8 protein-coding genes and 1 pseudogene are annotated in these 13,897 nt (G+C 70.6%); 6 read left to right on the top strand and 3 right to left on the bottom strand.

Features of this window, described 5'->3' with window-relative positions; genetic code table 11:
* Positions 1–13: 13 nt before the first annotated feature.
* Positions 14–1,273, top strand: a complete 1,260-nt coding sequence (glyA, locus tag Sfulv_RS20610) for a serine hydroxymethyltransferase (RefSeq protein WP_173316057.1) — start codon at positions 14–16, stop codon at positions 1,271–1,273.
* Between the two features lie 161 nt (positions 1,274–1,434).
* Positions 1,435–2,820, top strand: a complete 1,386-nt coding sequence (locus Sfulv_RS20605) for an L-serine ammonia-lyase (RefSeq protein ID WP_173316056.1) — start codon at positions 1,435–1,437, stop codon at positions 2,818–2,820.
* A 200-nt stretch (positions 2,821–3,020) separates the two neighbouring features.
* On the opposite strand, the gene Sfulv_RS20600 is transcribed toward Sfulv_RS20605, so the two are convergent.
* Both Sfulv_RS20600 and Sfulv_RS20595 read right to left on the bottom strand, forming a co-directional pair.
* Positions 3,021–4,403 (bottom strand): cellulase family glycosylhydrolase, encoded by a 1,383-nt coding sequence (locus Sfulv_RS20600; protein ID WP_173316055.1) that lies wholly within the window; start codon positions 4,401–4,403, stop codon positions 3,021–3,023.
* Between the two features lie 88 nt (positions 4,404–4,491).
* Entirely contained in the window at positions 4,492–7,050 is a 2,559-nt protein-coding gene (locus tag Sfulv_RS20595) for a glycoside hydrolase family 9 protein (protein WP_173318064.1), read from the bottom strand.
* A 461-nt stretch (positions 7,051–7,511) separates the two neighbouring features.
* Here Sfulv_RS20595 and Sfulv_RS20590 point away from each other — a divergent pair, with 461 nt between their 5' ends.
* From Sfulv_RS20590 to Sfulv_RS20575, 4 genes and pseudogenes are all read left to right on the top strand, one after another.
* Positions 7,512–8,534, top strand: coding sequence for a LacI family DNA-binding transcriptional regulator (locus Sfulv_RS20590; protein ID WP_173316054.1), 1,023 nt, complete (start codon positions 7,512–7,514; stop codon positions 8,532–8,534).
* Between the two features lie 527 nt (positions 8,535–9,061).
* A complete protein-coding gene (locus Sfulv_RS20585; protein WP_173316053.1) occupies positions 9,062–10,213 on the top strand; it encodes a lytic polysaccharide monooxygenase in 1,152 nt (383 codons plus the stop codon).
* A gap of 525 nt (positions 10,214–10,738) precedes the next feature.
* Positions 10,739–11,683 (top strand): terpene synthase family protein, encoded by a 945-nt coding sequence (locus tag Sfulv_RS20580; protein ID WP_425576922.1) that lies wholly within the window; start codon positions 10,739–10,741, stop codon positions 11,681–11,683.
* Positions 11,684–11,791: 108 nt separating this feature from the next.
* A pseudogene (locus Sfulv_RS20575) lies at positions 11,792–13,260 on the top strand (carboxylesterase/lipase family protein).
* Between the two features lie 42 nt (positions 13,261–13,302).
* Here the strand turns inward: Sfulv_RS20575 and Sfulv_RS20570 are convergent.
* Positions 13,303–13,518 (bottom strand): EF-hand domain-containing protein, encoded by a 216-nt coding sequence (locus tag Sfulv_RS20570; protein WP_173316052.1) that lies wholly within the window; start codon positions 13,516–13,518, stop codon positions 13,303–13,305.
* Positions 13,519–13,897: the final 379 nt, after the last annotated feature.

Below are 13,897 nucleotides of genomic sequence, written 5' to 3'. Positions count from 1 at the left end.
AAGGGACCCCCTGATGTCGCTTCTCAACTCCTCCCTCCACGAGCTGGACCCGGACGTCGCCGCCGCCGTCGACGCCGAGCTCCACCGACAGCAGTCCACCCTCGAGATGATCGCCTCGGAGAACTTCGCTCCGGTCGCGGTCATGGAGGCCCAGGGCTCCGTCCTCACCAACAAGTACGCCGAGGGCTACCCGGGCCGTCGTTACTACGGTGGCTGCGAGCACGTCGACGTCGTCGAGCAGATCGCGATCGACCGCGTCAAGGCGCTGTTCGGCGCCGAGGCCGCGAACGTCCAGCCGCACTCCGGTGCGCAGGCCAACGCCGCCGCGATGTTCGCGCTGCTGAAGCCGGGTGACACGATCATGGGCCTGAACCTGGCCCACGGCGGTCATCTGACCCACGGCATGAAGATCAACTTCTCCGGCAAGCTCTACAACGTGGTTCCGTACCACGTCGACGAGACCGGCGTCGTGGACATGGCCGAGGTCGAGCGCCTCGCCAAGGAGTCCAAGCCCAAGCTGATCGTCGCGGGCTGGTCCGCCTACCCTCGCCAGCTCGACTTCGCCGCCTTCCGCCGGGTCGCGGACGAGGTCGGCGCGTACCTCATGGTCGACATGGCGCACTTCGCCGGGCTGGTGGCCGCGGGCCTGCACCCCAACCCGGTGCCGCACGCCCACGTCGTCACGACCACCACGCACAAGACCCTCGGCGGTCCGCGCGGCGGCGTGATCCTCTCGACGCAGGAGCTCGCCAAGAAGATCAACTCGGCGGTCTTCCCCGGCCAGCAGGGCGGCCCGCTGGAGCACGTGATCGCGGCCAAGGCCGTCTCGTTCAAGATCGCGGCGGGCGAGGAGTTCAAGGAGCGCCAGCAGCGCACCCTGGACGGCGCCCGCATCCTCGCGGAGCGCCTGGTGCAGCCGGACGTCACCGAGGCCGGCGTCTCCGTCCTCTCCGGCGGCACGGACGTGCACCTGGTCCTCGTCGACCTGCGTGACTCCGAGCTGGACGGGCAGCAGGCCGAGGACCGGCTCCACGAGCTGGGCATCACGGTCAACCGCAACGCCATCCCGAACGACCCCCGGCCGCCGATGGTCACCTCGGGTCTGCGGATCGGTACGCCGGCCCTGGCCACCCGCGGTTTCGGGGCCGAGGACTTCACGGAGGTCGCCGAGATCATCGCGTCGGCCCTCAAGCCGTCCTACGACGCCGACGACCTCAAGGCCCGCGTCGTCGCGCTGGCCGAGAAGTTCCCGCTGTACCCCGGCCTGAAGTAGTCCGCCGGGCAGTTCCGTACGTTCGGGTGGGGCACCGCGCACACTGGACAGTGTGCGCGGTGCCCCCACCCTTGTCCCCCCGCTGCACTCGGGCCCGACCGGCCCGTACCGCACCACCCGGCAGACAACGGCGTCTACCAACCCTGTATTGGAGTCCTCCCGTGGCCATCTCGGTCTTCGACCTCTTCTCGGTCGGCATCGGCCCGTCCAGCTCCCACACCGTCGGCCCGATGCGCGCCGCCCGCATGTTCGCCCGCCGTCTGAAGAACGAGGGCCTGCTGGCCCACACCGCCTCGATACGGGCCGAGCTCTACGGTTCGCTCGGCGCGACCGGCCACGGCCACGGCACCCCCAAGGCCGTCCTGCTCGGCCTGGAGGGCGAGTCGCCCCGTACGGTCGACGTGGAATCCGCCGACGCCCGCGTCGAGGAGATCCGCACCCGGGGCCGGATCAACCTCCTGGGCATGCACGAGATCCCCTTCGACGCGGACGAGCAGCTGGTACTGCACCGCCGCAAGGCCCTGCCGTACCACGCCAACGGCATGACGGTCCTCGCGTACGACGACGAGGGCGCCCCGCTCCTGGAGAAGACGTACTACTCGGTCGGCGGCGGCTTCGTCGTGGACGAGGACGCGGTGGCCGGGGAGAACCCGATCGTCCCCGACGACACCGTACTGAAGCACCCCTTCCGCACCGGCGACGAGCTGCTGCGCCTGGCCCGCGAGACCGGCCTGTCCATCTCCTCGCTGATGCTGGAGAACGAGAAGGCATGGCGCACCGAGGCCGAGATCCGCGCCGGCCTGCTGGACATCTGGGGCGTCATGCAGGCGTGCGTCGCACGCGGCATGGCCACCGAGGGCATCCTGCCCGGCGGTCTGAAGGTCCGCCGCCGCGCGGCGAACTCCGCCCGCCAGCTGCGGGCCGAGGGCGACTCGCAGGCTCACGCGATGGAGTGGATCACCCTCTACGCGATGGCGGTCAACGAGGAGAACGCCGCGGGCGGCCGTGTCGTCACCGCGCCCACCAACGGCGCCGCGGGCATCATCCCCGCCGTTCTGCACTACTACATGAACTTCGCGGCGGGCGGCTGCACCGAGACGGAGAAGGAGGACAGCGTCGTGCGCTTCCTGCTCTCCGCGGGGGCGATCGGCATGCTCTTCAAGGAGAACGCCTCGATCTCCGGCGCGGAGGTCGGCTGCCAGGGCGAGGTCGGCTCGGCCTGCTCCATGGCGGCGGGCGCCCTCGCCGAGGTGCTCGGCGGTTCGCCCGAGCAGGTGGAGAACGCCGCCGAGATCGGCATGGAGCACAACCTGGGTCTGACCTGCGACCCGGTGGGCGGCCTCGTCCAGATCCCGTGCATCGAGCGCAACGGCATGGCGGCGGTCAAGGCGGTCACCGCGGCCAAGATGGCACTGCGCGGCGACGGGACGCACAAGGTCTCCCTCGACAAGGTCATCAAGACCATGAAGGAGACGGGCGCGGACATGAGCGTGAAGTACAAGGAGACCGCGCGCGGCGGTCTCGCGGTGAACATCATCGAGTGCTGAGCCCGTAGGCCCTGACCAGCGCGTTTCTGTCTTTCAGCCGGGCGGACACGTCAGCACCGGGAAGCTCATGCGGGGTGGGTGGTCAGCTGCACCGCGTGACAAGCGCCGGCGGCTCGGCCTGCCGGAATTCCCCCTGGACAGCGGAACGGGGCTCCGGCTGTGCCGGAGCCCCGTTCCTGGTCAGCTTGCCCAGTTGCGGATCAGCTGGTGGGGAAGTTGTCGGCGGTGCTGATGCGGCTCTTGAGAAGGGCCCCGGACTCGGTCAGCACAGCGCTGCTGCTGTAGTCGGTCCCGTTGCAGGTGCCGGGCTTGAACGTCGCGCTGCTCTCATTGGCGTCGGAGTAGGTCCAGTTCGCGTAACCGATCTTGAGCTGGTCGAGCAGGTCGAGCCAGGCCGTGGTGCTGGCCCGGTCCATCGCTCCACCGCCGGTTGCGCTCACCGTGCCGAACTCGGTCACGAACAGGGGCAGCTTGCTGGCTGCCCGGCTCACCGTGGCGCGGTAGTTGTCCTTGTGGCTCGCGGCGTAGAAGTGGAACGCGTACATGATGTTGGTGGCGTTGACGGGAGCGTTGATGATCTCGCTCTCGTTGGAGCCGTCGGAGACTCCCAGCGAGGACCAGCCACGGGTGCCGACGATGATGACGGCGTCCGGGTCGGCCGCCCGGATCACCGGGATGACCTGCTCGGCGTAGCTCTTGATGGCCGCCCAGCTGACGCCGTTGGGCTCGTTGGTGATCTCGTAAATCACGTGCTTCTTGTCGGCGTTGCGGGCCGCGACGGACCTGAAGAACGTCTTGGCGCGCTCCAGGTTGTAGTTCGGGTCACCCGGCGTCAGGGTGTGGAAGTCGATCATCGCGTACATCCCGCGCGCCTCGGCCATGTCGACGAGGCTGTTCACCCGGGCGGTGAAGCCCGCCGGGTCGGTCTCGTACCCGCCCTCCTGCACGTACATCGCGGCGCGCAGCAGGTCCGACTTCCAGTCCTTCGCCAGCGCGTCCACGGACGCGGTGTTGTAGCACTTGGCGAACCACTGGAGGCCGTGGGTGCTCATGCCCCGCAGCTGGATGGGACGGTTGTACTGGTTGCACAGGTGCACGCCGCAGACGTGGAGCTTGCCGTTGATGTCCACGGGGGTGCCGGTGCCCGGGGCGGGCGGGTCGACGGGCGGGGGGTCCACGACCGAGCCCGTACAGGCGACGCCGTTGAGCGTGAACGCGGTGGGCTTCGGGTTGGCGCTCGTGAAGGAGCCCACCATCCCCAGGTCGGCCACCGCCCCGGTGGCCAGCGAGCGGTTCCAGTCGAGGTTGACGGCACTGGCCGTGGCACCCGACTGCGACCAGGTGGCGTTCCAGCCCTGGACGACCTTCTGCCCCGCGTCGGGCATCGTGATCTTCAGCGTCCACCCGTTGACGGGCTCACCCAGGTTGGTGACCTTCACCGCGGCCTGGAAGCCACCCTGCCACTGACTGGTGACCGTGTAGTCGACCTTGCATCCGGTGGCGGCCATCGCCGGCGGACTGGCCAGGGCCGAGAGGCCCAGGACCGTCGCACCGGTCGCCAGTAGAGCTAGAAAGCGTTTCACAGCATTCCTCCTGTTAGGAAGCGGGAACGACGCGTGGGGAGCGCTCCCGGAATCCGTCGGCACGGGTCCGGGTCAGGGGTGACCCTGCTCATCGTCGTGAGGCCGTCGAGCAGACCTTGTCGTTGAGCCGGAAGACCACCGGGTCGTGCACGAGACCGGTGGACCGGCCGTTGAAGCCGAACCGCACGGTGGCGCCGGGTGCGAGATTGGCGTTCCAGGTCAGGGCGTCGGCGGTGACCCGGGGACCGGACTGCCGGACAGCGGCGCCCCAGGGGTCGGACACCCGCTGCGGGTCGGCGAACGTCCACTTGAGGTGCCAGGGCTGGACGGGCTGGGTGCCGGTGTTCTTCACCACGACCTGGGTGGTGAAGCCGTCGCTCCAGCGCTGCGAGGTGTAGGTGACCTCGCACGTGGTCTTCACGGGCGCGCCGCTGCCCAGATCGTCCACGTAGGACGCCACCCAGGCGAGCGGGGCGTTCCAGTTGATGGTGATCTCGTTGGTGGCCCAGGACTCGATGTCGTCGATGTAGCACATCGACGGCGCGCAGCCCTTCAGCTTGGCCTGTGCGACCGGGTCCTCGATGGAGGCGTTCGGGCCACCGGCGAGGGAGCCGGGCGCGGGGTTGGGCAGCGCCGGGTCGAGCTGGTCGGCCCAGAACCGGTGGTGCTGGTTGCGCGAGTCCCGCTCGCCGTATCCGGTGACGTAGGACTGGTTCAGCGCGTTGCGGCCCAGCAGGTAGTCCAGTCCGCGCAGTACGGCGTCGCGGTAGGCGGTCTTGCCGGTCAGGTCGTGCGCCGAGCCGAGGACGACCATGTTGTTGGCGACCTGGCTGTTCGAACCCCACACGAAGTGCCCGTTGTCGGGGGCGTACGGAAGGCCGTACGCGGCCCCGGCCGAGTCGGCCGCGTAGCCGTCGGCGGCTTCGGTCACCATGCCCCGCACCGTCGCGAGCTGCTGGGCGGAGAGCTTGCTCGGCACCGTCGCGAGGTTCAGGGCGCCGAGACCGGCGACCGAACCCCAGGACATGCCGCCGCGCGGGAAGACCGCGTCGGTGTCACCGTGCAGCGGGGAGTTGAGGACTGCGAGGCGGTACGCGTCCTCGCCGGTGGAGAGGTAGAGCTCGGCCGCCGCCCAGTAGAACTCGTCCCGCACGTCGTTGTCGGGGTAGGCGCCGCCGCCCGTGCCGTCCTGGGGATCGGCGAGGACGTTCGGGTGGGCCTTGGCCGCGGTCCACGCGGTCCGCGCGGCCTTTCCGCAACGGGCGGCGAAGTCGGCGTCGTAGACCCGGAAGAGGCGGGCGCACTGGGCGGCGGTGGCGGCCAGGTTGAGCGTGGCAGCCGTGGTCGGCGGGTGCAGTTCCCGGGGCTGTGGGTCACGGTCCGGCCGGGTCGGCAGTCCCGTCCACGCCTTGTCGTGCAGCTTGTGGTGGACCATGCCGGCCAGCGGCTTCCCCGCGGGCACCTGCATCCTCATGAGGAACTCCAGCTCCCACCGGGCCTCGTCGAGGATGTCGGGGGTGGCGTTCCCGTGCTCGGGCAGCCGGAGCGCACCGTCACCGAGCGGTCCCGCGTCGGCGGTCTCCTCGGTCAGGGTCCGCTCGAACGTGGACATCAGCTGGCCGACGGAGATCCCGCCGTTGACGACGTACTTGCCGTGGTCACCGGCGTCGTACCAGCCACCCACCGCGTTGAGGCGGTAGTCGCACACACCCGGCTGGCAGGGCACGTCGTTGTCGCCCTGGTTGGGGCTCACTCCCACGTGGCCGGCCGGCCGCGCGTACTCCTCCCCCACGATGTCCGCGTCGATCTCGATGCCGCTGCGGTTGTGGTAGAAGTACGCCAGCGCGTCCGTGCGCAGCGAGTCGTAGAGGTTGTCACCGATGGCGAAGGGCTCGCTCTTCTCCCCCGCGACCGTGACGGTGTATCCCTCCCCGGCGGTGGTCACCGCGCTGAAGTCGAAGGTGTGGACGTTCTGCCGTGAGGCGCTGTCCACGCCCGCCGGAGTGGTGGTGCCGCCGGCCCGGCGTGTCCCGTCCGCCGAGTTCAGCGTCCAGGGCAGCGGGTCGGTCCCCTCGGCGACGACGGTGCCGCCCTTGGGGCCGTGGGTGAGGTATCCGACCTGGTTGACCCGGACCGGGGACCCGGTGTCCGGCTCGTAAGGCGGTGGCGCGGTCCCGCCGCGCAGCGACACGTCGTCGACGCAGAAGGTGAGCGCCTGGGCGCTGCCCCCGATCTGGAAGGCGAGCTGCGCGGCCTCGTGGTCGGCTCCGGCGGTGAAGGTCTCGGTGACGCGCTCGGCGGCCGTGCCGACCGGCTGCGCGGTGGAGAGCTCCGTGGTCCACGGTTCGGTCGCCATCTGCACGTTGGTGCGAATGGTGATCGGCACGGTGGACGTCGCCGTGTAGCTGAGGGTGTACGCCTCACCGGCGGTGAGGGCCAGGTCGTTCTGCCCGACGATGGCGTCCCACGCGTTGGCCGTGCCCGCGGGCACGTCGGCGCACAGGCGTCCTTCGGAGACTGCGAGGGGGCTGTTGGCCGTCGACCACCAGGGGGCGGTGCCCTCGGCGAAGTCCCCGTTGACGATGAGCTCGGGGCCCTCTTCGGCGGTTTCGGCCGCGCCGGCGGGTACGACGAGGCTGCCGGCCAGCAGCCCGGCGGTGACCGCGGCCCCCAGAAGAACGCTTACGCGTCCGGAGCTGCCCGGGCGGCGGAACGTACGGGACCGGCGGGGAGAGAGTGGCTGATGTCGCGGCACACTGAAGTCCTTACGGGAGGGAAACGGGCACGCGGTGGCTGGGGCACCGACGCTGCGTCCGATGGGGCTCGACAGAAGTGGGAGCGCTCCCAATCTCAGGGTCGAGAGGCGCGGCGTCAAGCCGTTGGACAGGATTCGCCGCCACCCCCGTGCCCACGGGTACGGCCGTCCCCGTGGGCCGGGGCCCGTCTTCCCGGTCGTCGGCCGTCCGCCCGGCGCCAGGAACACCGGGCGGCCGCCGCTCCGGAGCACGCACAGCGGCACTCCGCGAGCGTGCTGTTCCCGCCGGTCAGCCCGGGCGCTCGGCCGGGCACCCGGGGGCCGTAGGATCGGGGTTTCTTGGGGGTAAGAACATGCTGAAGCGAAGTTCCGGCACACCGACGCTGGAGGAAGTGGCCGCCCTCGCCGGAGTGGGGCGGGGCACGGTCTCCCGGGTGATCAACAACGCGTCGGGCGTCAAGCCGTCCACACGCCGTGCCGTGCAGCGCGCCATCGACGAACTGGACTACGTACCCAACCTGGCCGCGCGTTCACTGGCCGGGCGGCGCGCGGACGCCGTCGCGCTGGTGATGACGAAGACGGACTGGCGGCTGTTCGGGGAGCCGTTCTTCTCGGAGGTCGTGCAGGCGGTCGGGGACGCCCTGACCGAGGCGGGCGTGCAGTTGCTGCTCACCCTCGTGCGCACCGACGCCGAGCGGCAGCGGCTCGTGGAGTACGTGCGCGGCGGCCGGATCGACGGGGCGCTGCTGATGTCCGTGCGGGCCGAGGACCGGTTGCCGGACATGCTCGCCGACGCCGGGCTGCCCACGGTGCTGCTGGGCAGGCGCTCGGGTGACGAGCGGGTGACCTACGTGGACGCGGACAACGTGGGCGGTGCCCGGGCCGCGGTCGCCCACCTGGTGGGCGGCGGGCGGCGGGCCATCGCCTCGATCACGGGCCCGCCCGAGATGTACGTCGCCCGGTGCAGGCTGCGCGGCTACCGGGAAGCCCTGAAGGACGCCGGGATCGACGAGGACCCGTCCCTGGTCGTACAGGGGGACTTCACCGAGACGAGCGGACGGCGGGCGATGGCCGGGCTGCTGGAGCGGCACCCGGAGGTCGACGCCGTCTTCGCCGCGTCGGACAGCATGGCCGCCGGGGCGCTGACCGCCCTGCACGCGGCGGGGCGCCGGGTGCCGCAGGACGTGGCGGTTGTCGGCTTCGACGACTTCGAGCTGGCCGAGCAGACCGAGCCGCCGCTGACGACCGTCCGCCAGCCGATGGAGGAGATCGGGCGGACCATGGTGCGGCTGCTGCTGGAGGAGATGGACCAGCCGGAGGTGGCCTGGCGCCATGTGATCCTGCGGACGCGGCTGGTGGTGCGCGAGTCGGCCTGACTCGCCTTTCCCCGCCACGCCGCCCGCCGTGCCGGCCGGGCCGCCCGCCGTGCCGCCGCCGGCCCGGCCGGAGCGGCCCGACGGCCCGCGGATCGGGGCGTCTCCCGCCACCGCCCCTGACCCGCGTCCGGTGAATCCGCCCTACGCATTTTGTACCGATGGGTTGTCAGGGACAGGTGACGCTCCTACAGTCCCCTACGAACCCGCGAATGGGAGCGCTCCCAGAACTGCGGGGAACCAGTGCTCCCGATGACGTGATCGTCCCAGCACCTCCCTGACGGGGCCGCGGGCCCCACGACCCCGTCAGGCCCGCGCTCCTCCGGCCCCCACCCGGAAAGGCCCCACGCCATGAGCCCGAGCTCCGCCCCTTCGCACCGCCACCCGGCGAGCGTCGCCACGCTGTGCGCGGCGCCGTCCGTCCCGGCCCGCACACCGTCGACCGCCGCGCCACAGCGGTTGATCCGTCCGAGGTGACCGCGGGAGAGAAGCCCCACCGGAAGACCATCCACTCAGGCACAGGAGACACCATGGCTCGACGCAGAAAACAGCTTGTTTCCCTGGCGGCGGTGCTCGCGACGCTGCTCGGCGGAATAACCCTGACCTTACTGGGCCAGGGAAACGCCCAGGCGCACGGCGTCACGATGACGCCGGGATCGCGTACCTACCTCTGCTGGCTGGACTCCAAGAGCGGCACGGGCGCACTGGACCCGACCAACCCGGCGTGCCGGGCGGCGCTCAACGAGAGCGGCTCCACCGCTCTGTACAACTGGTTCGCCGTGCTCGACTCCAACGCGGGCGGGCGGGGGGCGGGTTACGTCCCGGACGGAAAGCTGTGCAGCGCCGGTGACCGGTCGCCGTACAACTTCACCGGATACAACGCCGCTCGCGCCGACTGGCCGCGTACGCACCTGACGTCCGGGAAGACGATCCAGGTCAAGCACAGCAACTGGGCGGCGCACCCGGGCTCGTTCCGGGTGTACCTGTCCAAGCCCGGCTACTCGCCCACCTCCCCGCTGGGCTGGGGCGACCTGGAGCTGATCGAGACCGTCACCAACCCGGCGCAGACCGGTTCGGCGGGCTCGGAAGGCGGCCACTACTTCTGGAACCTGAACCTGCCCTCGGGCCGCTCGGGTAACGCGGTGATGTTCATCCAGTGGGTGCGCTCGGACAGCCAGGAGAACTTCTTCTCCTGCTCCGACATCGTCTTCGACGGCGGCAACGGTGAGGTGACCGGCATCCGCGGCTCGGGCGCCACGCCGACACCGACACCCACGCCGACGCCGACGCCGACGCCCACCCCGACACCCACGCCGACGCCGACCCCGACGCCGACACCCACTCCGACGCCCACCACGCCCACCGACCCGCAGGACGGGTGCATGGTCATCTACAACGTGACCAACTCCTGGAACGGCGGCTTCCAGGGTTCCGTCGAGGTCATGAACCACGCCAAGACGACGCGCGCGGGCTGGGCCGTGAAATGGATGCCCGGCGCGGGCGCCAAGGTCAGCAGTGTGTGGAACGGTGCGATGACCACGGGCTCCGACGGGGCGGTCACCGTCAAGAACCTGGACTACAACCGGAACATCACGCCGGAAGGCAGCGTCACCTTCGGGTTCACCGCGACGTCGACCGGCAACAACTACCCGGCCGGCTCGATCGGCTGCGTCACTCCGTAGCCGTTGCACCAGACAGCGCCGGTTCCCGCATCGTGCGGGGACCGGCGCTGTCGTGCGTCCGTTCGCTGTCGCGTCCCGGCCCGGGACGCTCTTCCTCCGCACCGCCGGCCCCAACTAGGCGATCGGTCCCACGAGTCCGCCTACTGCTCAGGAACGATCAGGCGTTCATGGCGATCACACAGTTTCGGTCACAAACGGCTTCCGCCAGCCGCCGCCACAGGGTTCACTAGGTGTCACGCATGGTGACGCGCGGGGGGCCGGCAGCTCACGCGCACCGCTCGGCGCCCGGCCGGCTGACGGAGAGAGGGGGACCGCGATGACCGTCTCACCTCCTACGGCGCCCCTTCGGCCAGGACCGGCGCACCTGGAGCACTCCCGCGCCGACGAGTTCGCACCGATGCGTGAATTCGATCAATTCCGCGTTCGCATCGTTAATCCGCAGCGTCTCGACGAGGGGCACCAATGAGCCAGATCGTGTTGCCGGCGTTTCATATGCCGTTCCAGAGCACAGGGTGCAATCCGGGCATGGAGCAGACGCGAAAGGCCGCCTGGGAGTGGGCGGATGGCAATGATCTCCTGCTGTCACCGATGGCCAGGAAGAAAATGCTGCGGACCCGGCCGGAGCTATGGATATCTCTCGTCTTCCCCTCGGCTTCGCAGCAGCATCTCGATCTCTTCTGCCAATGGCTCTTCTGGGCTTTCCTGGTCGACGACGAGTTCGACGACGGACCGGCCGGGCGCGACCCCCGGATGTGCGAGGAGGCGATCGCCCGGCTCGTGGACGTGCTGGACGGCGCCGTACCGAACGGCCCGATGGAGCGCGCGCTCGACGGGCTGCGGATGCGGACCTGCCAGGGCCGTTCCCCGCGCTGGGTCCGACAGTTCCGCCGGGACACGGTCGCCTGGCTGTGGACGTACTACGCGGAGGCCGTCGAGCGGGCCGCGGGGCAGGTGCCGACCCGGGCCGACTTCGTGAAGCACCGCCGGGACTCGGTGGCGATGCAGCCCTTCCTCGACCTGCACGAGATCACCGCGGGAATCGATCTCCCGGAGTCCGCGCGCAGCCTGCCCGCGTATATCGCTCTGCGCAACGCGGTGACCGATCACTCCGGCCTCTGCAATGACATCTGCTCCTTCGAGAAGGAGGCACTGCTCGGTTACGAGCACAACGCCGTACGGCTCCTTCAGCGGGACCGAAGATGCACGCTCCAGCAAGCGGTCGACGAGGCGGGAATTCAGCTGGGCCGCATCGCGGAGCGTGTACAGCGGGCCGAAAAGGAACTTGCCGATGAGATGGACGCGGCGGGTATCGACGGCAGCACGAGGGTGGCTCTCGAACGCTGCGTCCGGGACTATCGCGGGCTCGTGCGGGGCGATTTCGACTACCACGCGCGCGCCGAGCGCTACACCCGTCCCGATCTGGTGGAGCTCGACGAACGGGATGTGATGTCCGGGTACTTCGCCGCCTGACCGCGGTCCGCCCGCAGGGCGCCCGGCGCCTGCTCCGGGCGCCGTCCGGCGCGGAAGCGGGTAGGTATGGAGTCACGAGGGACCTCCCGCGAAAGGCTGACGCACCCCATGTCCGAGACCCGGGTGGAGATACCCCCGCTGGTGGCCACCGCCCACGGGACCGTGCGCGGCGCGGTCGAGCGGGGCGTGACGGTCTTCCGGGGCATCCCGTACGCCGCCCCTCCGGTGGGAGCCAGGCGCTTCCGGGCTCCGGAACCGCCCGAGCCGTGGGTCGGCGTCAGGGACGCGCTCACGTTCGGCCCCACGGCACCCAAACGGGGGTACGCGCCTCCGCTGGACAGGCTGCTGCCGGACCCGGAGGTGGCGGGCGACGGTTGCCTCAACCTGAACGTCTGGACGCCGGACGCCGGTGCGCACGGGCTGCCGGTCCTGGTCTGGGTCCACGGTGGCTCACTGCTGCACGGCTCGTCGGCCGTTCCCCTGTACGACGGCACCGCGTTCGCCCGGGACGGGGTGGTCCTGGTCTCGGTCAACTACCGCCTGGGCGTCGAGGGGTTCGGGGTGCTCCCCGACGCGCCCGCCAACCGGGGGCTGCTCGACCAGCTCGCCGCCCTGGAGTGGGTGCGGGACAACATCGCCGCGTTCGGGGGTGACCCGGAGCGGGTGACGGTGGCCGGGGAGTCGGCGGGAGCGGTCGGCGTCGGCGCGCTGCTCGCGGCGCCCCGGTCGGCCGGCCTGTTCCGGCGGGCGGTGCTGCAGAGCGGTACGCCCACGGCGCTCCCGCCCGAGGCCGGGCGGCGTACGACGGAGCTGATCGCGAGGCGTCTGGGTGTCCCGGCGACGGCCGCGGCCCTGGCGGCGGTCGACCCGGAGCTGCTGCTGGAAGCACAGACCCGGGTGACGGGCGGCGGCTCCCCGCTGACCGGCGGGAACTCCTTCCAGCTCGTGGTCGACGGCACACTGCTGCCCCGCGATCCGGCCCGGGCCCTGCTCGAAGGCGCCGGCCACGGCGTCGGTCTGCTGATGGGGGCGAACACCGAGGAGTACCGGCTCTGGTTCGTGCCCAGCGGAGTGACGAGGAGGCTGGGGCGCCTCGGGCTGCGCCTGGCGCTGAGGAGGCTCGGCGTACCGCGCGCCACACTCCGTACGTACCGGGGGAACCGCCCCCGGGCGACGCCCGGTGAACTGCTCGGCGCCCTCGCCACGGATCTGCTGCTGCGGGTCCCGCTCAACCGGCTGGCCGACAGCCGGGCGGCGGGCCGTGCCGCCACGCATGTGTACGAGTTCGGCTGGCCCTCCCCGTGCACGGCCTCGGGGCCTGTCACGGGCTGGAGATCGCTTTCGTCTTCGACACCCTGGACCGGCCCGAGGCGGTGGCGCTGACCGGACCGGGAGCTCCGCGGGAGCTGGCCGACGCGATGCACAGGGCGTGGGTACGGTTCGTGGCCTCCGGTGATCCCGGCTGGCCGTCCTGGGACGCGACCCGGCCGGTGATGGCGTTCGGTCCCGGGGCACCCTCGGTGGTCAGGGCACCGCGCCAGGACGAGCTGGACGGCTGGGACCCGTACCGCGGCTGACGGCGGTCCCCCGGCCCGGCGGCCGGGGGTCCTCCAGGCGGGTCAGCCCTTGTTCTGCGAGGCCCAGAACTCCTCGAAGGTGAGCAGGCCGTCACCGTTCGCGTCGTTCGAGTTGATGATCGCCTGCGCCACCGTCTCGGTGACGAACGGGTCGCCGAGCTGCGCCATCGCGCTCTTGTACTCGTGCGCCGTGATGAGGCCGTCGCCGTTCCCGTCGAACCGGTCGAATGCCTTACGTGCCGACTCGATGTCCGCCACTGTTCCGCCCCTTCGTCCTGCGTCACTGACGGGGTCAGATTATCGGGCGTATACGGGGGCGGGAGCGGCGGCCCGCGCACCGCCCTGAAGGGGGTTGCCCGTCGCGCGGCGGGCCGGAGCCACCAGATCGGCCACGGAGCAGATGATCAATGAATTACCCGCCCGCTCCCATGATTATGCCCCGAAAGCCAGGCGAGTGACTCAACACACCTACGATTTACAAGCGCTATGTGCGGTTACGTGGCGACTCGTCCGATTTGGGACTTTGGCGGCCGGGTCACCGATCTGCCATAGTCGGGGTCACGACCTCCATTGACCCGGGCCAGGTCGTCCGTAGCGGCCGTGGAACTCACCCCCACTTCACGGCCCCCCACAGATG

It is taken from the genome of Streptomyces fulvorobeus, from assembly GCF_013167895.1.
In the GTDB taxonomy this organism is placed as follows: Bacteria; Actinomycetota; Actinomycetes; order Streptomycetales; family Streptomycetaceae; genus Streptomyces; species Streptomyces fulvorobeus.
The sequence above is the reverse complement of the archived record's forward strand: the minus strand, read 5'-3'. Positions and strand labels throughout refer to the sequence as shown.